The 19573-nt window shown below is 69.8% G+C and carries 20 protein-coding genes; 10 read left to right on the forward strand and 10 right to left on the reverse strand.

What is annotated here, in order from left to right; all coding sequences use genetic code 11:
* Positions 1-2 precede the first annotated feature (2 nt).
* The 4 genes from ACIRG5_RS06455 (at position 3) to ACIRG5_RS06470 (ending at position 4949) form a co-directional block, all read left to right on the forward strand.
* Positions 3-704, forward strand: coding sequence for a type 1 glutamine amidotransferase domain-containing protein (locus ACIRG5_RS06455; protein WP_402901128.1), 702 nt, complete (start codon positions 3-5; stop codon positions 702-704).
* Position 705: 1 nt separating this feature from the next.
* Positions 706-2157 (forward strand): NAD-dependent succinate-semialdehyde dehydrogenase, encoded by a 1452-nt coding sequence (locus ACIRG5_RS06460; RefSeq protein WP_402901130.1) that lies wholly within the window; start codon positions 706-708, stop codon positions 2155-2157.
* Positions 2157-3521: a 3-carboxy-cis,cis-muconate cycloisomerase gene (gene pcaB / locus ACIRG5_RS06465; RefSeq protein ID WP_402901133.1), complete on the forward strand. Its 1365-nt coding sequence runs from the start codon at positions 2157-2159 to the stop codon at positions 3519-3521. Before ACIRG5_RS06460 ends, pcaB begins: the two co-directional genes overlap by 1 nt.
* 543 nt (positions 3522-4064) lie before the next feature.
* The gene (locus tag ACIRG5_RS06470; protein WP_402901135.1) at positions 4065-4949 is read left to right on the forward strand and encodes a peptidoglycan-binding protein; all 885 of its coding nucleotides are present in this window, start codon (positions 4065-4067) and stop codon (positions 4947-4949) included.
* A 128-nt stretch (positions 4950-5077) separates the two neighbouring features.
* Here ACIRG5_RS06470 and ACIRG5_RS06475 read toward each other — a convergent pair whose 3' ends face one another.
* Entirely contained in the window at positions 5078-6049 is a 972-nt protein-coding gene (locus ACIRG5_RS06475) for a helix-turn-helix transcriptional regulator (protein WP_402901138.1), read from the reverse strand.
* Between the two features lie 110 nt (positions 6050-6159).
* On the opposite strand from ACIRG5_RS06475, the gene ACIRG5_RS06480 reads away from it, so the two are divergent.
* Positions 6160-6840, forward strand: a complete 681-nt coding sequence (locus ACIRG5_RS06480) for an alpha/beta fold hydrolase (protein WP_402901140.1) — start codon at positions 6160-6162, stop codon at positions 6838-6840.
* A gap of 183 nt (positions 6841-7023) precedes the next feature.
* On the opposite strand, the gene ACIRG5_RS06485 is transcribed toward ACIRG5_RS06480, so the two are convergent.
* Together ACIRG5_RS06485 and ACIRG5_RS06490 are read right to left on the reverse strand one after the other, a co-directional pair.
* On the reverse strand, positions 7024-7686 hold the full coding sequence (locus ACIRG5_RS06485; RefSeq protein WP_402903064.1) for a response regulator: 663 nt from the start codon (positions 7684-7686) through the stop codon (positions 7024-7026).
* Complete coding sequence (locus tag ACIRG5_RS06490) at positions 7686-9008, reverse strand: sensor histidine kinase (protein WP_402901142.1); 1323 nt, start codon at positions 9006-9008, stop codon at positions 7686-7688. The genes ACIRG5_RS06485 and ACIRG5_RS06490 overlap by 1 nt, the downstream gene beginning before the upstream one ends.
* Positions 9009-9146: 138 nt before the next feature.
* On the opposite strand from ACIRG5_RS06490, the gene ACIRG5_RS06495 reads away from it, so the two are divergent.
* From ACIRG5_RS06495 to ACIRG5_RS06505, 3 genes are read left to right on the forward strand one after another with little or no spacing between them, the layout of a single operon-like run.
* Complete coding sequence (locus ACIRG5_RS06495) at positions 9147-9926, forward strand: ABC transporter ATP-binding protein (RefSeq protein WP_402901145.1); 780 nt, start codon at positions 9147-9149, stop codon at positions 9924-9926.
* A 3-nt stretch (positions 9927-9929) separates the two neighbouring features.
* Positions 9930-11870: an FtsX-like permease family protein gene (locus ACIRG5_RS06500; RefSeq protein ID WP_402901147.1), complete on the forward strand. Its 1941-nt coding sequence runs from the start codon at positions 9930-9932 to the stop codon at positions 11868-11870.
* A gap of 13 nt (positions 11871-11883) precedes the next feature.
* Complete coding sequence (locus ACIRG5_RS06505; protein WP_402901148.1) at positions 11884-12054, forward strand: hypothetical protein; 171 nt, start codon at positions 11884-11886, stop codon at positions 12052-12054.
* 53 nt (positions 12055-12107) lie between these two features.
* Here the strand turns inward: ACIRG5_RS06505 and ACIRG5_RS06510 are convergent, their stop codons facing one another.
* The 6 genes from ACIRG5_RS06510 to ACIRG5_RS06535 all read right to left on the reverse strand — a co-directional run bounded on the left by ACIRG5_RS06510 (position 12108) and on the right by ACIRG5_RS06535 (position 17177).
* Positions 12108-13649: an AAA family ATPase gene (locus tag ACIRG5_RS06510; protein WP_402901151.1), complete on the reverse strand. Its 1542-nt coding sequence runs from the start codon at positions 13647-13649 to the stop codon at positions 12108-12110.
* A 15-nt stretch (positions 13650-13664) separates the two neighbouring features.
* Positions 13665-14174 carry a hypothetical protein gene (locus tag ACIRG5_RS06515; protein ID WP_402901154.1) on the reverse strand — a complete coding sequence of 170 codons (510 nt, stop codon included), beginning with the start codon at positions 14172-14174 and terminating at the stop codon, positions 13665-13667.
* A gap of 5 nt (positions 14175-14179) precedes the next feature.
* A complete protein-coding gene (locus tag ACIRG5_RS06520; protein WP_402901157.1) occupies positions 14180-14332 on the reverse strand; it encodes a hypothetical protein in 153 nt (50 codons plus the stop codon).
* 2 nt (positions 14333-14334) lie between these two features.
* Positions 14335-16014 carry a hypothetical protein gene (locus ACIRG5_RS06525; RefSeq protein WP_402901160.1) on the reverse strand — a complete coding sequence of 560 codons (1680 nt, stop codon included), beginning with the start codon at positions 16012-16014 and terminating at the stop codon, positions 14335-14337.
* A 56-nt stretch (positions 16015-16070) separates the two neighbouring features.
* Positions 16071-16529 carry a hypothetical protein gene (locus ACIRG5_RS06530; protein ID WP_402901163.1) on the reverse strand — a complete coding sequence of 153 codons (459 nt, stop codon included), beginning with the start codon at positions 16527-16529 and terminating at the stop codon, positions 16071-16073.
* An 81-nt stretch (positions 16530-16610) separates the two neighbouring features.
* On the reverse strand, positions 16611-17177 hold the full coding sequence (locus tag ACIRG5_RS06535) for a hypothetical protein (protein ID WP_402901166.1): 567 nt from the start codon (positions 17175-17177) through the stop codon (positions 16611-16613).
* 86 nt (positions 17178-17263) lie between these two features.
* Here ACIRG5_RS06535 and ACIRG5_RS06540 point away from each other — a divergent pair, with 86 nt between their 5' ends.
* Both ACIRG5_RS06540 and ACIRG5_RS06545 read left to right on the forward strand, forming a co-directional pair.
* Positions 17264-18082 (forward strand): hypothetical protein, encoded by an 819-nt coding sequence (locus ACIRG5_RS06540; protein WP_402901168.1) that lies wholly within the window; start codon positions 17264-17266, stop codon positions 18080-18082.
* A gap of 27 nt (positions 18083-18109) precedes the next feature.
* Complete coding sequence (locus ACIRG5_RS06545; protein ID WP_402901171.1) at positions 18110-18865, forward strand: hypothetical protein; 756 nt, start codon at positions 18110-18112, stop codon at positions 18863-18865.
* A 44-nt stretch (positions 18866-18909) separates the two neighbouring features.
* Here ACIRG5_RS06545 and ACIRG5_RS06550 read toward each other — a convergent pair whose 3' ends face one another.
* Positions 18910-19548 (reverse strand): TetR/AcrR family transcriptional regulator, encoded by a 639-nt coding sequence (locus ACIRG5_RS06550; RefSeq protein ID WP_402901174.1) that lies wholly within the window; start codon positions 19546-19548, stop codon positions 18910-18912.
* Positions 19549-19573: the final 25 nt, after the last annotated feature.

Here is a 19573-nt window from a genome sequence, read left to right on the forward strand (position 1 = left end):
AGATGAGCAAGATCCTGATCGTCATGTCCGCCGCCGACGTCTGGGAGCGCACCGACGGCTCCGCCTACCCGACGGGGTACTGGGCGGAGGAACTGGCCGTGCCGCACGAGAAGTTCACCGAGGCGGGCTTCACCGTCGACTTCGCCTCTCCCGGCGGCGTGCTCCAGCCGCTCGACGCGCACAGCGCCGACCCCGAGGTCGCAGGTCCGGACTGCGCTCACCACGTCCAGCACGCCGAGCGCGCGCTGCGCGAGTTCGGCCCGCTGCTCAAGCTCGACGAGGTCGACATCGCCGACTACGCCGCCGTCGTGCTGCCCGGCGGCCACGGCCCCGTGGTGGACCTGTACCAGGACGCCGACCTGGGCAGGCTGCTCGTGGAGGCGGACGCGGCCGGGAAGATCATCGGCGCGGTCTGCCACGGACCCGCCGGGCTGCTCTCCGCGGTCGGCGAGGACGGCTCCTGGGTGTTCGCCGGCCGGAGGATGGCGGCCTTCACCGACGAGGAGGAGCAGCTGTTCGGCACCGCCGAGAACGCTCCATGGCTGCTGGCCGGCACGTTGAGGAACAAGGGCGCGCTGCACTCCGGCGGACCGGCCTACCAGGCCCACACCGTTCGGGACCGCAATCTCTTCACCGGCCAGAACCCCGCGTCGAGCGCCCCGATGGCCGAGGAGATCGTCGCGGCCCTGACCGGGGAGAAGTGACGTGATCGACCGAGTCGAGAGGGAACTGCTCATCGCCGGGCGGTGGCGCCCGGCCGCGGGTGGCGGGACCTTCGTGGTCGAGAACCCCGCCACCGGCCAGGCGCTGTGCGAGGTGGCCGACGCGACGCCGGCCGACGCCCTGGCCGCACTCGACGCCGCCGACGACTCACAGCGTCGTTGGGCCGCAGTGCCCCCGCGCGGCCGTGGCGAGATCCTCCGCAGGGCCCACGACCTGTTGATCGAGCGCATCGACGAGTTCGCGCGGCTCATCACCCTGGAGATGGGCAAGTCGCTGGCCGAGTCCAGGGCCGAGGTCACCTACGGAGCCCACTACCTGCGCTGGTTCGGCGAGGAAGCCGTCCGGATCGACGGCACCTGGAAGGTCAGCGAGGACGGGACCGCCCGTGTGCTGGTCACCCGTCAACCGGTCGGGCCCTGCCTGCTGATCACGCCTTGGAACGCCCCGCTGGCGATGCCCGCGCGCAAGATCGGCCCGGCCGTCGCGGCGGGCTGCACGATGGTCGTGAAGCCCGCCGCGCAGACACCGCTGACGACAGCGGCGCTCGCGGAGGTGCTGAGGGAGGCCGGGCTTCCGGACGGCGTCCTCAACGTCATCCCCACCACGCAGGCGGCCGCGGTCACCGAACCGCTGTTGCGCGACGGACGCCTGCGCAAACTGTCGTTCACCGGATCCACGCCGGTGGGGCGGCTGCTGATGGCCCAGGCGGCCGGCACCGTCCTGCGCACCTCGATGGAGCTGGGCGGCAACGCGCCGTTCATCGTCTGCCAGGACGCCGACGTCGACGCCGCCGTGGACGGCGCGATGACCGCCAAGCTCCGCAACGTGGGCGAGGCGTGCATCGCGGCCAACCGCTTCCACGTCCACGCCGGCGTCGCTGAGGAGTTCACCGAGAAGCTCGTGGCACGGATGGGGTCGATCGTGGTGGGAGCGGGCACGGACCCCGGAACCCACATGGGCCCGATGATCGACGACCGCCAGCGGTCCCGCGTCGCCGGTCTGGTCAGCGAGACCGTCGCCGCCGGCGCACGACTGCGGGCAGGGGGAGAGGTGCCGGACGGTCCGGGCTACTTCTACCCGCCGACCGTGCTCACCGATGTTCCCGAGGGTGCGCGGATCAGCCGTGAGGAGATCTTCGGCCCGGTCGCGGCGATCCAGACCTTCACCTCCGAGGCCGAGGTGTTGCGGGCGGCCAACGACACCGAGTTCGGCCTCGTCAGCTACCTCTACACGCGGGACCTGGGCCGTGCGCTGCGCATGGTCGAGCAGCTCGAGACCGGCATGATCGGCCTCAACCGCGGCTACGTGTCCGATCCCAGCGCTCCGTTCGGCGGGATGAAGCAGTCCGGTGTCGGCCGTGAAGGCGGCAGCACGGGCATCGACGAGTATCTGGAACAGAAGTACGTCGCCGTCGACGCAGGGGAGCGGGTGTGATGGCGAGCAGCACGGTGTTCGACTCGTTCCTGTTCCGCGACATGTTCGGCACACCGGCGATGCGTGAGGTGTTCAACGACCAGTCCTTTGTGGATGCGGTCGTGCGCACCGAGGTAGCGCTGGCGACGGCACAGGCACGGGTCGGGGTCATCCCGCGAGAGGCTGCCGAGAAGATCGCGGCATCGTGCGATTCCGCGCTGCTGGACCACGAACGGCTCCGCGTGGACACCGAGAACGTCGGCTATCCCGTGCTGCCGATCGTCACCCAGCTCGCCGGCCAGTGCGGTGACGCGGGCGGGTTCCTGCACTGGGGAGCCACCACGCAGGACGTCATGGACACCGCGCTGATGCTGCAGTGCGCCAACGCTTTGAGCCTGGTCGAGACACAGCTGGGCCGGCTCCGTGCCTGTCTGCGCGACCTCGCGGAGGCGAACATCGAGACCGTCACCGCCGGACGCACGCACCTGCAGCACGCCCTGCCCATCACCTTCGGCTACCGCGTGGCGGTGTGGCTCTCGGCGCTCGACCGCCACGCCGAGCGCCTTGCCGCCGTGCGGGAACGGGACCTGATGGTCCAGTTCGGTGGCGCCGCGGGCACCCTGGCCTCGCTCGGCTCACAGGGCCTGCGGGTGCGCGCGGAACTGGCCGCGGAACTCGGCCTGCGCGACCCGGAGATCACCTGGCACGTCGCCCGCGACGGGCTGGTCGAGATCGTCGGCCTCCTCGCCGCGATCGGCGGATCGGTGGGCAAGATCGGAGCCGACGTGGCGCTGCTCTGCTCGACCGAGTTCGGGGAGCTGGCCGAGCCCTTCACACCGGGCAGAGGCGCGAGCTCCACCATGCCGCAGAAGCGCAACCCGATCTCCAGCGAACTGGTGGTGGCCGCGGCCAAGCTGTTGCGGGACAAGGCATCGGCGATGCTCGACGCGATGGTGCAGGACTTCGAACGCGCCACCGGCCCGTGGCACGTCGAGTGGGCCGTCATCCCCGAGGCGTTCCTGCTGCTCTCGTCCTCACTGGCCCAGGCCACGCGCCTGATCGCCGGCTTGAGGGTGAACGAGGACCGGATGCGCGCGAACCTCGGCCTCACCGGCGGTCTGATCATGGCGGAGTCGGTGATGATGGCGCTCGCGCCGACCCTCGGCCGCCAGCGGGCCCACGAGCTCGTCTACGCCGCCTGCAGCCGGGTGATCGACACCGGCAGCGACCTCGCCACCGAGCTCCGGAGGCACCCGGTCGTCGTGGAAAGTCTTGGCGCGCAACAAGTAGATCAGCTCTGCGACCCTGCCACGTACCTCGGCAGCGCGCAGGCCATGACCAGGTCCGTCATGGACGGTGGGAACTGCTCCTCCGCATCCCCGTGATCGAGCGGTTCGCCGAACCTCATCCGGCTGTGGTGGTCGAGGGGCCGCGGGCTCAAGTCCTGTCGTCCCGACGGCCAAGAGGGTTCTCGCAGTTCAGATACTGCGGGAACTCTCTTTTGTGATCTTGCCGAGCTCTGCCGGGTCGAGCACGCCGCCCATCGACCCCCTTACTCGGAGGGCTTTCACCATCTGCGTGATTGGGACCGCACGCTGCGATCCGCCAGTCATCCGGAGACCACTCGCTACAACTATCTGCTGGCCGCCGCGCAGCTCGCGCGCTACCTGGCGGAGTACTCGCCCGACCCGGAGGCCGCCGGCCGCGCCGCCTCCCACGCGCGGCGGCTGCGAAACCAAGCTACCGACGACAGGCACCGTGCCGCTGGGGTTTTCGGCATCCCTGGCCGGGCCCGTGTCAGAAGGAACAGCCTCTGCTCACGGTCGTGTCAGAGCTTTGTCAGCGCCATGGCCGAGCCTTGTCGACAGGCACTGCGTTCGCGCTGCCCCTGAACCAGGACGAGCTTTGACCGGAACGGAAAAGACCGCATGAACACAAAGAGGAAGACCCAGGGTGCCACCACGGCGCTGGCGACCTTCGTTGTCCTGGGCTGCTTGACGTTGAGCGCGACGCAGGCTTCGGCCGCGGCCCCAGGGGCGCTGCCGTCCCAGGCCGGAGCCGTCGCGGCGCTGCCCGTCGTCAACATGGAAGCCACCGTCCTTGCCGCCCAGATCGATCCCCGGCGCGCGGACGACACGCTGACCCCAGGCGCCAAGGATTCCGTGCTGGCCGTCGAGCGGGCACTCCAGGCACGCAATCTGCTGGACGCCCAGTGGGTCGACGGCTACTTCGGAACCACGACCATCAAGGCGTACGCGGCCTACCAGCGTTCGCTCGGGTACACCGGACTGGCCGCGAACGGGCTGCCGGGCGCGAGTTCGCTGGCCACGCTCGGGCAGAGCAGGTTCACCGTCTCCCACGTGATCAAGCCAGGCCCGAAGGTCGCGCGTGACGGGTACGTCGTCGACACCCGTACCCAGGCGATGCTCACCGAGACCGAACGTCTGCTGGGACGTCACCTCAAGCTGGACCAGGGCTCCTACAACCCCGGCGGCGACCCGACCTCCGCCGGCACCCACGACGGCGGCGGCGTCGTGGACATCAACGTCGACGGCATGTCCGCCGACACCCGCACCGCCGTCGCCCGCGCACTGCGCCAGGTCGGCTTCGCCGCCTGGGTCCGCAGCCCCTCCCAGGGCGACTGGCCGTGGCACATCCACGCCGTGGCGATCAACGACACCGACCAGGCCACCCAGGCCCAGAACCAGGTCGGCGACTACTACCTCGGCTTCAACGGCCTCGCCAACCACCGCCCCGACGACGGGCCCCGAGTCCCGATCCGGACGTGGGAGGACTACCAGCGCACACGCTGACCAGAACCCCGGACTCCTTCCACGAAAAGGGAAATCCGCGAGATCGCACACATGATGCTCGCCGCCGCCAGGGCCGCACGGGCTCTGGCGGCGGCGAGCATCATGCGTTCTCGGAGTGTCGAGGTGGGTCAGAGCGAGCGGCTCTTCGCCACCAACGCTGCTGCGAATCGCGTCGCCACCGCGGCGACCGCTGTCCGCAGTTCGTCTCCGCCCTCGACCCTGAAGTCGAACGGCACGGCTGCCAGCCACTCCTGCGCGTACATCGCCGGATTGCTGGTGCTGCCGAGCAGCACGCACCCGGTCCCCGACGGGTGAAGTCGTCCCATGGGAGGCCGGATCCAGGGCGCGACTTCGGCCGGCGGGGCGTCGAAGACGACGTGGGTGGGGAACTTCCAGCCCGTGCTCAGGTTCTCTTCCAGCGCCGCGACCGGGTCGAGGTCGGCTGGTGGATCGAACTCGTGCTCGGTCTGTGCGACCGTGTGGACGCGGTCGATTCGATAGGTGCGGATCGCGGCCGCACGATGGCAGTGGCACAGCAGGTACCAGCGGCTGTGGCGGACCACCACCGCCCATGGGTCCACTTCGGACTCCCACTCGTTGCCGGTCTCGCTCCGGTACGCGATCCGCACCCGGTGTCCTGCCGCGACGGCGGCGACCAGTGCGCTGGTGATCGCGGGATTCGGGCCCGCCGAGTTCCGGTCCGGCGCGGCTTTCGCGTGCTCGTGCAGCGCGGCTGCCTGTCGGGCGACGTTCTCCGGCAACGCTTCGATCACCTTGCTCAGCGCGGCGCCGACCGGGTTGCCGGCTTCGGTGGCGGCCGGCTGGCCGTCCAGGACGGCCATGACCAGTCCCAGTGCCTCGGCCTGGGTGAACACGATCGGCGGCAGCTTCGTGCCGCGCCGCAGCCGGTACCCGCCGTGCGGGCCTCGGCTCGCCTCGACCTGGATTCCCGCTTCGCGCAGGATTCCGATGTAGCGGCGGGCGGCGCGGTCGGTGACGCCCAGTCGCTCGGCCAGTTCGTCGGCCGTCGTTCCGGGGCGCGTCCGGAGGATCTCCAGGGTGCGCAGTGCTCTGGAGGTGGGGCTGCTGTCGCTCGGCACAGGGGGAGGTTAGGAGATCGTCTTTTGTACCGGAAGCGGATCGTCCGGAATTGGCTTTAGCGTGGCGACGCACCGCGGCCGGCTCGGCCGCGAGGGAGGGAGAACAGCTCGTGGACATCCTGCTCATCGCAGGCCTGTGGCTCGACGGATCCGCCTGGGACGACGTCGCGTCCGCACTCCGGTCGCTCGGTCACCGGCCCGTGCCGCTGACTCTGCCCGGTCAGGGCGACGGGTCTGCCTCAGCCACGCTCGACGACCAGGTGGCGACCGTGCTCGACGCCGTGGACGCGGCGTCCGGCAAGCCCGTGGTGGTCGGGCACTCGGCCGCCTGCAGTCTCGCCTGGATGGCCGCGGACGCGCGGCCGGACAAGGTCTCCGCGGTCGTCCTCATCGGTGGCTTCCCGGTGGCCGACGGGAGGCCCTACGCCGACTTCTTCGACCTGGAGGACGGCGTCATGCCGTTCCCCGGCTGGGAGCCGTTCGCAGGACCGGACTCGGCCGACCTCGACGACGAGGCCAAGCGCGCGTTCGCCGCTGCCGCGATCCCCGTGCCCGGCGGTGTGGCCACCGGCATCGTGCGGCTGAACGACGAGCGGCGCTTCAAGGTGCCGGTCGTGGTCATCTGCCCTGAGTTCAGCCCCGCCCAGGCCAAGGAGTGGATCAACGCGGGCGACGTGCCCGAACTTGCCGAAGCGGAGCACCTGGACTTCGCCGACATCGACTCCGGCCACTGGCCCATGCACACCAGGCCGGCTGAGCTCGCCCGGCTGATCGCAACGCCAATGCCCTGACAGCAAACGGCTACGGCCACCTGTACGCGTTGGTCCCGCTCACGGACCTCGCCAGGCTGCTCCCGGTGATCAGGCTGGACCTGGTGATCTACGAGCGGAGCGACGTGGGTGCCGCGAAAGCCGCGCGGAGCGCAGGAGTTCCGGCCGTGTCGCACGTGATCGGACGGCCGTCCGCGTGGGCGGTCACGGGCGGTTCAGCTGCGCTCCGTCCCGCAGGTACGTGAGGGTCGCGAGCACTCGGCGGTTGCGATCGTCGCCGGGGGTGAAGCCCAGCTTGGTGAAGATGTTGCCCACGTGCTTGTTCACGGCGGCTTCGGAGACGACGAGGTTCTCGGCGATGCCGGCGTTGGAGTAGCCCTCGGCGATCAGGCCGAGGACTTCGCGTTCCCTGTTCGACAAGGTCGCCAGCGGGCTGCTGCTGCGTTTGAGGAGCTTGCGGACCACCTGGGGGTCCACGACCGTTTCGCCTGCCGCTACTCGGTGGAGGATCGCGATGAACTCCTGCACGTCGCCGATTCTGTCCTTGAGGAGGTAGCCGACGCCTATGCCGCCGCCGGAGTCGAGGAGGTCTGAGGCGTAGCTGGTCTCCACGAACTGGCTCAGTGCCACCACTCGCAGTTCTGGCCGTTCCTGGCGCAGTCGCACGGTGGCGCGCAGGCCCTCGTCGGAGAAGCCCGGTGGCATTCGGATGTCGGTGACGACCAGGTCCGGATCGTGTTCGGCCACGGCGGCGATCAGGGCTTCCGCGTCGCCCACGGCGGCCACCACCTGGAAGCCGAACCTGTCGAGCAGTGCTGCCAGGCCTTCGCGTAGCAGTGCGCCGTCTTCTGCCAGGACGGTGCGGATCATCGGTTGCTGCAAGGGAACTCCGCTCGCACGGTGGTGGGCCCGCCGATCGGGCTGGACAGGAACAGGGAACCGCCCAGGGCCGCGGCTCGGTCTGCCAGGCCGGTCAGGCCTGTGCCGAGGTCCGCGTCGGCGCCGCCGCAGCCGTTGTCGGTCACCTCGACGGTGAGCTGGTCGCTCCGGACGTGGGCGGTCACCTGGATTTCGGTGGCACCGCTGTGTTTGCCCGCGTTGCTCAGGGCTTCGGCGACCACGAAGTAGCCGGCGCCCTCGACCGCGCTCGGTGGTCGTCGCGGGACGGCGCAGTCCACTGTCACCGGGGTGGTGGAGCGGTCGGCCAGTTCTTGCAGGGCGGCCGGCAAACCCAGATCCGACAAGGCTTGAGGGTGAATGCCGTGGATGAACTCGCGCAGTTCGGTCAGCAGCAGCCTGGCCTGTTCGTGGGCGTTGGCAACGGGTTCGGCGCCGGGGGAGTCAGGTGGGATCTCCAGTTTCGCCAGACCCAGCTGCAGGATCAGGCTGACGACGCGTTGCTGTGCGCCGTCGTGCAGGTCCCGCTCGATCCGGCGTCGTTCCGCCTCGAAGGCGGTGACCAGGCGTTCACGGGACTGGGAGACCTCGACGAGTTCGGTCCTGAGCTGGTCGTCCGCCGCGCCGGACAGCAGAGCCCTGGCGATCGTCGCGTGGAGCGAGGCGAAGCCCGCGAACAGGTACAGCGTCACCGGGAACAACAGCACGCCGACCAGTGAGTACGGCACCGTGTCCGGCACGGTGCTCGCGTGCCCGAAACCGAGGGCGAGCGGGGCGTCCGGGGTGACCAGCAACGGGCTGACGATCAACGCGAGGACCATCGTCAGGATCAGCAGCAACAGGGCGCACGGCCCGACGGCCAGCGTCACCACGACGAGGTAGGCGAGCTCCCGCCAGGTCGCCGCCTCGGTGTAGCGGTGGCGCAGCCACCCCGGCCAGCCGTCCCTCGACGAGCCGTGCGGCGAGGGCACCGGGTCGAGGCGGACCAGGCGCAGGCGCAGTCGTTCCACCTGGGCCACGGGAATCGCCACCAGCGGGCCGGCCAGCACGACGAGCAGGAGGCCCGCCAGGGTCGCCAGCACCACCTCGCCCAGGGTGGCGGGGTCCGGGCTGACGAAGCGGAAGACCAGGTACGACCAGGGCAGGCTCAGCGCGGCGATCGGGACGCCGGCGACCAGCGACACCACCGGTGTGCTCAACACGTACGACAGGCCACGCCATGGCCACGTGGTCACGAGGAACTGGCGAAGCCCCACCGACTCCCAGATCGTGCGAGCGCTGCGTACCGACACGATGCCCACCGTAGTCAACATCGACTTCCCCGTTCGGGGGTAGAGGTTCTACTACCTCCAACTCGGAAGTTGAGGACAGTGACCTGACCCCCCGGAATGCGGTTGGCTGCAAACGTTGCACCGAACACGGGGGTTTTCATGTCTTGGAATCAGCACCTCACCGCCGGTCAGCGGCAGGGGGTGCCGAACGCGGGTTACCCGGCTGTGGAGCTGCGGCAGGTCACGCGGCTGTACGGATCGAAGAACACCGGTGTCGCCGCACTCGACAACGTCAGCCTGCGCTGCCCGGCGGGCACCTGGACCGCCATCATGGGGCCCTCCGGTTCCGGCAAGTCCACGCTGCTGCACTGCGCGGCCGGCCTGGACCAGGTGACGAGCGGACGTGTCGTGCTCTCGGGCCGCGACATCACCATGGCGCCCGACAGCGTGCTCACCGAGCTGCGCCGCCGCACGATCGGCTTCGTGTTCCAGAGCTTCAACCTGATCAGCTCCCTGACCGCCGAGCAGAACGTCGCGTTCCCGTCGAAGCTCGCCGGGGTGCGGGTGTCGAAGAGCGACGTCCGGCAGACCCTCGCCAGCGTCGGGCTCGCCGACCGCGCGAGCCACCGGCCGCGTGAGCTCTCCGGTGGTCAGCAGCAGCGCGTCGCCATCGCCCGCGCGATGATCTCCCGTCCTGCCGTGCTGTTCGCCGACGAACCGACCGGCGCGCTGGACTCGCACTCCGCGAAGATCGTTCTCGAACTGCTTCGAAACATGGTGCAGACCGTGGGGCAGAGCATCGTCATGGTGACGCACGACCCCGCGGTCGCGGCCAGCGCCGACACAGTGATCTTCCTGGCGGACGGCCAGATCGTGGACCGCGTGGACATGCCGACCATCCACGACGTCGCCGAGCGGCTCGCGCGGCTGGAGAGCTGAGCCATGTTCCAGATGTCGTTCAGCACGTTCCGCGAACGGTGGGAACTCTTCGTCGGCGCCATCCTCAGCGTGGGCGTCGGCGTGGCCCTGGTGCAGGCCTCGATGCTGATCCTGGCCGCCACCGGAAGTCCTCAGGTCCCACCAGGGCTGCCTCGTCAGGCCGAGGACAAGATCCGCGAGGGCTACGTGGCCGCCGCGACCGTCATGGGCATGACCGCGTTCCTCGCCATGTTCCTCGCGGTCTTCATCGTGAGCTCCACGTTCAGCTTCACCGTGGCGCAGCGACGCCGTGACCTCGCTCTGCTGCGTCTCACCGGTGGCAGCCGCGGCCAGCTGCGGGCGTTGCTGCTGTCCGAGTCGTTGCTGCTCGGCGTGGTCGGTTCCGTGCTCGGCGTGCCCTTCGGGGTGATCGCGAAGACCGCGCAGACGTGGCTGCTCGTCGAGATCGGCCTGCTGCCGGAAGGCTTCTCCGCCCCGTGGGAGATGTGGGCGGTGATCGTCGCGGGGTGCATCGGCATCGGCGTCTCGCTTGCGGGCGTGTTCACCGCGTCCCTGCGCGCGGCCAAGATCCTGCCGCTGGAAGCACTGCGGGAGACGGGCAAGGCCGCCAGGGTGATGACCCTGTCGCGGTGGTTCTTCGGCCTGTCCTTCGCTGCCTGCACGTTCGCCATGGTGGTGTGGGCACAGGGCGCCAACCTGATCGGCGCGATGATGGCCGCGCTCGGCATCGCCATGTTCGGCGCGGTCGCGATGAGCATGCTGAGCCCTCTGGTCGTGCCGTTCATGGCCTGGTTGTTCGGTGTTCTCGTGCCCGGCAGCACCCTGGTCGGCCTGGCGCAGGCCAATCTGCGGGACGGGGTGCGGCGCAGTGCCGCCACCGCCTCTCCGCTGATCGTGCTGGTCGCGCTGCTGCTCGGACTGGCGGGCACCTTCGGCTCGCTCGCCGCCGCGGGTGGCGCGGAGGCGCAGAAATCGGTGAACGCCCAGCTGGTGGTGACCTCCACGGGCGAGGACGCGGAACGGCTGGCGGGCATCGAGGGCGTGGCCGTCGCCTCCCGGCAGAACGCCGTGGACATCACGATCACCGTGGAGAAGACGCAGAACAAGCGGGTGATCACGAGGAACTTCTACAGCGGGATCATCGCGGTCGACGCCGCGGACTACGCGCGCACGCACACTCTGCCGCCGTCGTCCGGCGATCTCGGCGCGCTGACCGGCAGCACGGTGTTCACCGGCCCTGCCCGGCACGCCGACCGGATCGACCCCGGCCGGGTGCTCGTGGGGGACGCCGGTGGGCAACCGCTGCAACTGACCGTGGTCGGTGGGCTGCCGGAGACGCTCGAGATGGGGGACAGCTTCCTGGTCCCGCGCTCGGCGTTGCCCAGGCAGGTGTGGGCGGGCGCGCCGACCGAGACCGTCGTCCAGGTCGCGCCGGGACAGGACCCGGACGACGTGGCCGGACGGATCAAGGCGGCGGGCTTCGGCGAGGTGCGGGCCGTGTCCGACTGGGCGACGGCCCGGGCGGAGACCGCCCAGGACGGCAACGTCAAGATCTTGACCGTCCTGATGGGACTCGCCGGGCTGTACGCGCTGATGGCAGTGGTCAACTCGGTGGTCATCGCCGGCACCGAACGACGGCGTGAGTTCGCCGTCTCCAGGGTGACCGGGATGACGCAGCCGCAGGTGGTCCGCACGGCCGTGGTCGAGGCCGTCGCCGTGGCGGTCATCGGTCTGGTGCTCGGATGTGCGGTGGCGGGGGCGGGGCTGATCGGCATCGGGGGCGCCGTGCACAAGGCGATCGGCACCACCGTCGTGTTCATCCCGTGGACGCTGTTGACAATTGTCGCAATTGGATCGATTGGCATCGTCGCGGTGACGAGTGCAATCACGGCCGCCATCGCGACAAAGGAGCGTCCTGTGTCTCTGGTCACAACAAAGGAATGATTCCAACCGGCGAGTGGCGGTCGGCGCGCTGTTCCCCAACGTGCGCAAGTTCCTGCTCAGCGAAGCCACCCGCACTGTCGGCATCGACGAATGGCTCGGCGTCTTCGGCGAGAGCGGCTGGAACCTCGACAGGATGCACCGGATGGAGGTTCCGGCCGCGTCAGTGATCTTCGAACTGAGTTGAGCCGTGGCTGGAAGTCCCAAGAGGACTGAACGCGTCCTCTTGGGACTTCGGTGTCAGCCGAGCACGACGCGGCGGGCCGCGGCCGGCTGGTCGGCGGCGCGGGTCCGTCCGGACGCCGGGATGGCCCGGTCCCGCAGCTGCCTGATCTCCTCGACCTTCTCCGGCGCCGACCGCAGCAGCGGGATGACGTTGCGGAAGCAGCTCACGTAGTAGTCGCGGGTGACGTTGTGGTCGCCGATCCGGATCGCCTCGTGGCAGATCTCCGTGACCGCCGACTGGATGTCGGAACCGGCGAACCCGTCGGTGATCCGGACCAGCTCGTCGACCAGGTCCGGGGCGACCGGGGTGCGCAGGTACTTGCGCAGGTAGATCGAGATGATCTCGCGGCGTTCGTCGGGCTCGGGCAGGTCCACGAAGAACATGTCGTCGAAACGGCCGCTGCGCAGCAGTTCCTGGGGCAGTGAGCGGACGTCGTTGGCGGTCGCGACGACGAACACCCTCGCGCGTGACTCCTGCAGCCAGTAGAGGAACTGGCCCACCAGGCGCGTGGTCACGCCGGTCGAGTCGGTGCCGGAGCCGGCCAGGCCCTTCTCGATCTCGTCGATCCACAGCACGCACGGCGCCACGGTGTCCGCGGTCGCGAGGGCTTCTCGCAGGCGTTTCTCCGACTGGCCGACGTACGCGCCGAGCACCGAACCCATGTCCAGCCGGTACAGGGGGAGCTGCCAGTCCGAGGCGATGGTCTTGGCGGACAAGGACTTTCCGCAACCCGGCACGCCGACCAGCAGCACGCCTCGCGGTGCGCGGATGCCCCGGTCGCGCAGGTCCATGGTGAGCAGGTCGCGTTTGCGGTCCAGCCACTGCCGCAGGCCGGTCAGGCCGCCGACCTCGTACTCGCCGGAGCGCAGCACCACGCGTTCGATGCCGGACAGCTCGCTGAAGATCGAGTCCTTGGCCCTGGTGAGCTCCACGAGGTCGGCCTTGGTGATCTCCTTCTTCACCACGAACGTGGCGAGGATGTTCAGCGCCTCGGTCTTTGTGACGCCCGCGAGCATCGACGCCGCCTGCTCGTAGTCCGCAGGGCCCCACTCGATGCGGATGTCGGTGGCGTACGGGCGGAGGAACTCCCTGATCGCCTGATGCATCTCGTCGAAGTCGGGAAGATCGAGCCGCACCGACATGCCCATGCGCTGCAACGTGCTCCACACCGGGTCGGACGTGATGATCACGATGCAGCCGCCGTGCTCCTCTGCGAGCGCGGCCAGGTCGGCGAACCGGCGCGACACGTCGTTGTCGTCGGAGAGGTGCTGCACGTCGGTGAAGACGATCGTGAGGTTCGACCTCGACTGGAACCACTCGCCGGCGAGGTCGAGCGCGCCCAGCAACGACTTGTCGTCGCTGATCACGGTTCTGCTGCGCAGGTCGCGCAACCCCTGGCTGAGGGTGTGGACCAGGACGTCGAGCTGCTTCTCACGGGCCAGTTCGCCGAGCGCGTCCAGCACGCGGGCGCGCTCGACGGTGCGGATGGAGACGAACGGGATCCGGGCGAGCAGGTACGACTCGACGCGGGCCTTGGTCTCCGCTCCGTTGGGCATGTGGTTCTCCGATGCTCAGATGATCACTCGGCGGCCCGGGCCTGGCCCGCGCGGCGCCGGGGGAGGAGGTGCCGGCGCGGCCGTCAGCCGGTTCGCGTGCACCACCGCCTGCAGTTCGGTCGACGCGTGCCTGACCGAGTCTTCGAGGCCGCGCTGGGAGGACCGCACCGTCTCGTCCAGTGCGGACTTGAGTTCGTCGCGCAGCGCCGGTGGCATCGCGGGGAGGGTGCAGAGCCGGCGCAACGGCGCGAGCCTGGTGCGGGCACTCGTCATCGCCGCCGCCAGCGCGTGTGCCGCCCGACCCGGATCGCCGAGCAGTGCGCCCAGGTCGCGCTGGAACGTGTCCGCCCAGCGGCGTTGCCGTCGTGCGAAGGCCTCGGAAATGTGCCGCATCAACCGTTCCTGCACGTGCGGCCCCATCTGCTCGTCGATCGGCGCGAGGTGACCGGAGGGCGGATCGGTGCCCTCGGCGAACGCGTCGAGCCACTCGCGCCAGTCCGCGTACGGGCCGGGAGCGGGTCGCATCGCGGTCACCGCCTCCGGTGGCGGTCGAGGAACTCCGCCGGTGGCAGGAGGTCCCACTCGGGCAGCTCCAGCGCGATGTCCCGTTCGGAGACACCGTGGCGTGGCTCGGTCACCGGCAGGCGCGTGGTCTGCTCGTGGCTGTGGGCCGGTCCGGGCATGGTCAGGCTCCTCGCGGCTGGTCGGGTGCGATGGCGACGAAGGAGGTCGCGGTGAGTCCCTCCGCGAAGGTGCGCAGCGACTGCGCGTTCGCGATCTCCCGTTGCCATTCGCCGCGCAGGTCCACGAGCTCGGCGATCGCCCCGCGCAGCCGCACCACGGCGGCGACCCGGCGTTGGTCGCCCTTGCGGCGGATCTCGTCGCGGCGGGCAGGCAGCGCGCGGAGGTCGAAGGCCACCCACATGCCGAGTGCGGCCGCCACTAACAGGAGGAACAACGCGAACCCGCTGGCGCCGCCCACCGCCGCGCTCAGTGCGACCAGCAACGCCAGGCCGCCGAAGACGCAGCCGACCTGTGCGGCGGTGCTCATCCGCACCTCGCTGACGGCCTGCGCGGTCTCCCGGTCGATGTGCTCGGACAGCGATCGGACCAGCTGCTGTTCGTCGGTGTCGCCGTCCACCCAGCCGGTCCAGCCCTCGGCGCGCAGCTCGACGCGGGACGGCATCGAGGCGATGTTGTCCGCTTCGAGCCTGCCCGCGCCCTGCACCAGCCAGTCGCGCGCCAGCGCCAGCGTGAACCGCCGGGTGCCGGGTGAGGCACCCGCCCGGTCGCCGTGCAGCGCGGCGTTGCTGAGCAGGGTGAGGAAGTCGACGGTCTGCTCGTGCAGCGGGTCCTCCGCGGCCATCACCCTCTTCGCCACGTCGTGGTCGCCGTTCGCGTCCACGACGGCCTGCAGCCACGCCTCCCGCTTGCGGTACGGGGCCTCCTCGGCGTCGAAGTCGCGCACCAGCCCGTCGAGGATGTTGTCGACCCGCACGTGGAGGTCGTGGCTCTGCGGCACCGGCCCGTCGAACGCGGCGCGCAGCATCTCCTCCGCCGCGCCGTGCACGGTCGCGCCCTCGAGCATGTCCTTGAGCTGTGGCCAGGTCGGGCTGAGGTCGGGCAGCAGTTCGTAGCGCGGGTCGGCGGGGCGCCGCATCGTGTCGATCATCTTGGCCCAGCGGTCGACCTGTCTGTCCACAGTGTCCTGTTCCTGGCTCAGGCGCTCGTACCACTCGGACATCTGTTCCAGCAGCATCGGTTTCGCCTCGCGCCCGAACGTGCCGGTCGACACGGCGTCCAGCACGACGACGAACTCCCGCGACAGCCTCGCCGGGTCCTGTCGTGCCGCGTACTGCCGCACCCAGGCGGCGGTCGCCCGGTCGCGCTGGTGCCGGCGCAGCACGAGGGCGAAGAACAGCGAGGCCTTGTCGTTGTCACGGCGCAGCGCCTCCCCGACCGCCTTGGCCGCGAGCTCCGGTTCGTCCCTGATCCAGGAGGCGACCGCGATGAGCGCGGGGGCGAGCCAGTAGCCGGGGGTGCGCAGCATCAGCTCCTCGGACAGGTCGCGGATCGCGCCCTGCGAGACGATGCCGGCGTCGAGGGCCTGCAACGTGCCGGTGGCGAGCTCGCGCACCTCGGCGAACTTCCCGAACCTGTCGTTGAGCTCCCCGCGCACCTCCAGGATCTGGACCTGGGCCAGTTGGAGGTTCTGCCGCAGCTCGTCGCGCCGGACGTACTCGACGAACTGCGCCTTGAGGTCCAGGAGCTCCCGCTGGGTGCTGTCCTGGTTGCGCTGCACGGTCGACATGGCGTTGTGCAGGACGACCTGCTGCTCGCCGAGCGCCTGCTGATTCCGCGTCATCTGGTTCAGCGTGCTGACCACTTTGGAGAGGTCGGTCACGGATACGTTGGTCGTGTTCACCGGTCACTCTCCAGCAGAATGGTCGAGCCGTCGGGGCGGACGCACACCAGGCGGTCCGGGTAGACCTCGATGGCGAGGTAGTGGTCGGACTCCGCGAGGGCACGTGCGCGGTCCATGCCGTGCGGCAGCGGTTCTCCGGTGCGGTAGTGCGAGATGATGGAGCCGTCCATCGCGAGCGTGTGGACTTCGTACGGAGCGCCGAGGTAGCAACGCGAGACGATGCCAAGCGGCGTGGCACAGAACTTGTCGGCGAACTCCCGGTACACGGCGTCGACGAGCTCGCTGACGTCGACGGTGCCGACCTTGCCGGAGCCGTCGAGTGCGCGCAGCGATCGCAGGTAACTCGCTGAGCGGCGCCCTGCGAGCACCTTCGTCCCCGCTCTGGCGGTCGCGCCGGTCGTCCGCCCGATCCGCGCGGCGGAGTCGGACGCGTTGTTCATCAGTGGCCTCGGCACGCCGGTCTCATCGGACGCGGCGGGAAAACCATTACGTCAGGCGGATCTTCCGCGGCACTGTCACTCGGTCGGAGCAATGTCTCAACGGGAGAGCACGAGCAGCCACGCCACGGCCAGCGACGCGCCGGCCCACAGCGCGACGGTCAGCAGGCCGGCTCCGCGCGCGATCCGTTGCGGCAGCGGCAATCGAGGGCGGCACACCCGGCCGTCGTCGGTGATCAGCTCGCGCACCAGCGCTGATCCGGACCTGTCCACCCGGCCGTACACCTGCACTCCGGTGCCCTCCGGTGGCAGGTCGTGCGGCACCACACCCCTGGCGCGACAGGGATGTTCGGCACCCGTCACGTCCTTGACCCAGAAGGGGTGCACGTCGACCTCTCCGGGCTTCGGGCCCCAGCGGTGCACGGCCAACACCGCGGCCGTGACCACTGCGATGACCAGAACGGCCTTGGCCAGCAACGACACCCCGCCCACCAGTGGGCTGAGCGCCGCTTCGGCGACGGCGATCGCGGCACATCCCCAGGCGGCGAGGAGCGTGGTTCTTCTCGCGGGAGGTTCCTGGCGGACGACGCCGATCCGGGTGATGGTGCCGACCGCCACGCGGCCCGGCACGCGCTGTTCCTCCGCCGCGGAACGGCCGGCGGTCATCGTGCTCTCCTCGTCATACCGGAAACATCGCGCGAGGTGGTGGCGATTGTTTCTGGTGGACGTGGTCTCTGGAAGGACGGTCCGGCATGGAAGACGCCGAGAACACCGGTGTGACAAGGGACAACGCGGCTCCGCGGCGGGTTCCGCTGTGGGGTCCGGCGCAGCCGGAGTCACCTGGAATACCGACGTACGAGTACCCGCCGGAGCCCCCGGTAGACGTGTTCGCGCCGCCGGTGGAGCCGCGGGAACCGAAGCAGGGCAAGGCGATCATCGCGGCCGTGATCGTGGCGTTCGTGGTCGTCGCAGCCGTGGTGGTCGTGAGTTACGTGCGCGGCGAGAGCCAATCCTCTGCCGGGCCGGACGTCGTCGGGGCGCCAGTCCCTGCGACGTCGAACAGATACGTCACCACGACCACGACGCCACCGAGGTACACGTCCACTCGTCCGTCCACTTCGGTGTCCAGTGCTCTGTCCACTCCGTCGGGCTACCGCGAGGTGACCGGTCCGAACGGGGTCTTCGTCGCGATCCCGGAGACCTGGACGGTCGCCGCTGGCAGCCAGCCGACCAACCACCAGGCCGACGATCCCGCCACACCGGGTGCTGTCGTCCGGTACGGCGCGAGTGCCTCCGAGGCGAGGCCGCTCTACGACGCCGTCGCGGCCAACGAATCCGGTGTGAAGACCGGATACCAGCGGCTCAAGCTCGCCACCGTGTCGTCCGGCGCCCCGGTGGTGGAGTGGGAGTTCCTGTACACGGCAGAAGGCGTGCAACGGCACGCGTTCGCGCGCTACTGGCGTCGAGCGGGCCTGGACTACATCGTCTACGGCGCTTCGAACGTCGCTGACTGGTCCCAGATGCAGCAGGTCGTCCACGTGATGGTGTCCACGGCGGGGCCGGCCGCCTGAGCGTCCGATGTGAGGAGTCCGAGAGTCATGGCCGAGGCGATCAGTGACGCGCACGTTGCCGCTGTCCTCCGGGTTTTCGTGCGCGGCTGCGGGCCTGTGGTCCAGCGGTTGCGGGAACGAGGGGACCCGGTCGACGACGAGACCGATGTGGACGGTGGCCTGCTCGGCAAGGTGAGAGACCAGCTGGCGCAGGCGGCGTTTCCCGGTTCGGAGGCGTGGGCGCGAATGGACGCGGACGAACGGTCGGACTGGTGGGTCAGCAGAGTCGGGCGGCTGACCGCTTTGGTGGCGTCGTTCGCCGGGCTCGCGGGCGCGATCGGTGACCGGTTGCCGCTGAAGGACGCGCTCGGCTCGGCAGGGCAGGGACTTCTGTTGTGCGCCATAGCATCCGAACGTGGTGTCGACGACGTGGGCACGAAGGTGCGGTTGCTGGGCTCGGTGTTGTTCGGCCGGGACATCGACCCGGTCGTGGCGGCGGGTGGTGGCAACGACGAGATCGACGAGGAGCCGGCCGGGCGGACGGCAGTCCGCGCCGCCACCGAGGAACCGCCGGAAGGCAGGAAGTTCGGGGCCAAGGCCGCCGCGACCGTGTTGTGGCGGCAGGGCGAGATGCTCACGGCCGTCCGCGACGAGTTGGAGAGCCGACCCCGGGGGCACGGCTACCACCGGGCGCTGGGCAAGGTTCCGCTCATCGGCATGGCCGGCGGCTACCTCGGTGAACGGGCCGCGTTGAAGCGTTGCGCCAAGGCCGCGACCAAGTGGATCGCGTCGGTCGACGGCTGAGGCGGAGCGAGCCCGCCCGAACGACGAGTCGGCAAGGGTGTGCGTCAAGGAGTCACGCGGGACTCCTGGTCGCCGCGCAGGTAGCGGGTGACCATGTGCACGAGCTCGTTCTCGAACGTCTCGACCGGGGTCTTCCGCGGGGACGCGGCGAACCGGTGGGTGTTGAGCTCCACGGTGAACACGATGAGGTCGACCGCCGTGTCCAGGTCGTGCACCCGGACGTCGGGATGGCGGGCGAACAGGTCGCGGACCTGGGCGACGCGCTGGGCGCCGTGCCGGGTGATCGTGTCGCGCAGCTCCTGCGAGAACTGGCCTTCCTCGACCATGATCCGGAGCAGCTGGGGGTCGTCGCGGTGGTTGTCGATCGCGTCGCGGACCAGGGCTCGCACGACCGGTTCCAGGGTTCCCGGTGCCAGGTCGAGCTCTTCGGTTCCCGTCCACGTGCCGCGGTCCACGTGGCGCACCAGCAGCTCGGCGAGGATCGCGTCCTTGTTGGGGAAGTACTGGTACAGCGAACCGATCGAGACGCGTGCCCGTTCGGCGATGCGGTTGGTGGTGCCCGCCGCGTAGCCGTGCTCGGCGAAAACGTGAGCAGCCGCGGTCAGGATGCGGTCCCTGGTGAGTTCCGCACGGACCTGGCGAGGCTTCCGACGTGGGTCGATGTCGCGGTTGGCCGACGGCATGACGGTCTCCTCGATGGGCGGCAAA

The sequence above is a fragment of the Lentzea sp. NPDC102401 genome (assembly GCF_044765805.1).
Lineage (GTDB): Bacteria > Actinomycetota > Actinomycetes > Mycobacteriales > Pseudonocardiaceae > Lentzea > Lentzea sokolovensis.

Excerpts from the sequence above, each read along its gene's own strand:
- ACIRG5_RS06470 (WP_402901135.1), top strand. The coding sequence starts at position 4,065 with ATGAACACAAAGAGGAAGACCCAGGGTGCCACCACGGCGCTGGCGACC.
- ACIRG5_RS06550 (WP_402901174.1), bottom strand. The coding sequence starts at position 19,548 with ATGCCGTCGGCCAACCGCGACATCGACCCACGTCGGAAGCCTCGCCAG.
- ACIRG5_RS06540 (WP_402901168.1), top strand. The coding sequence starts at position 17,264 with ATGGAAGACGCCGAGAACACCGGTGTGACAAGGGACAACGCGGCTCCG.
- ACIRG5_RS06495 (WP_402901145.1), top strand. The coding sequence starts at position 9,147 with ATGTCTTGGAATCAGCACCTCACCGCCGGTCAGCGGCAGGGGGTGCCG.
- ACIRG5_RS06520 (WP_402901157.1), bottom strand. The coding sequence starts at position 14,332 with ATGCCCGGACCGGCCCACAGCCACGAGCAGACCACGCGCCTGCCGGTG.
- ACIRG5_RS06525 (WP_402901160.1), bottom strand. The coding sequence starts at position 16,014 with ATGACGCGGAATCAGCAGGCGCTCGGCGAGCAGCAGGTCGTCCTGCAC.
- ACIRG5_RS06455 (WP_402901128.1), top strand. The coding sequence starts at position 3 with ATGAGCAAGATCCTGATCGTCATGTCCGCCGCCGACGTCTGGGAGCGC.
- ACIRG5_RS06500 (WP_402901147.1), top strand. The coding sequence starts at position 9,930 with ATGTTCCAGATGTCGTTCAGCACGTTCCGCGAACGGTGGGAACTCTTC.
- ACIRG5_RS06510 (WP_402901151.1), bottom strand. The coding sequence starts at position 13,649 with ATGCCCAACGGAGCGGAGACCAAGGCCCGCGTCGAGTCGTACCTGCTC.
- ACIRG5_RS06535 (WP_402901166.1), bottom strand. The coding sequence starts at position 17,177 with ATGACCGCCGGCCGTTCCGCGGCGGAGGAACAGCGCGTGCCGGGCCGC.
- pcaB (WP_402901133.1), top strand. The coding sequence starts at position 2,157 with ATGGCGAGCAGCACGGTGTTCGACTCGTTCCTGTTCCGCGACATGTTC.
- ACIRG5_RS06515 (WP_402901154.1), bottom strand. The coding sequence starts at position 14,174 with ATGCGACCCGCTCCCGGCCCGTACGCGGACTGGCGCGAGTGGCTCGAC.
- ACIRG5_RS06545 (WP_402901171.1), top strand. The coding sequence starts at position 18,110 with ATGGCCGAGGCGATCAGTGACGCGCACGTTGCCGCTGTCCTCCGGGTT.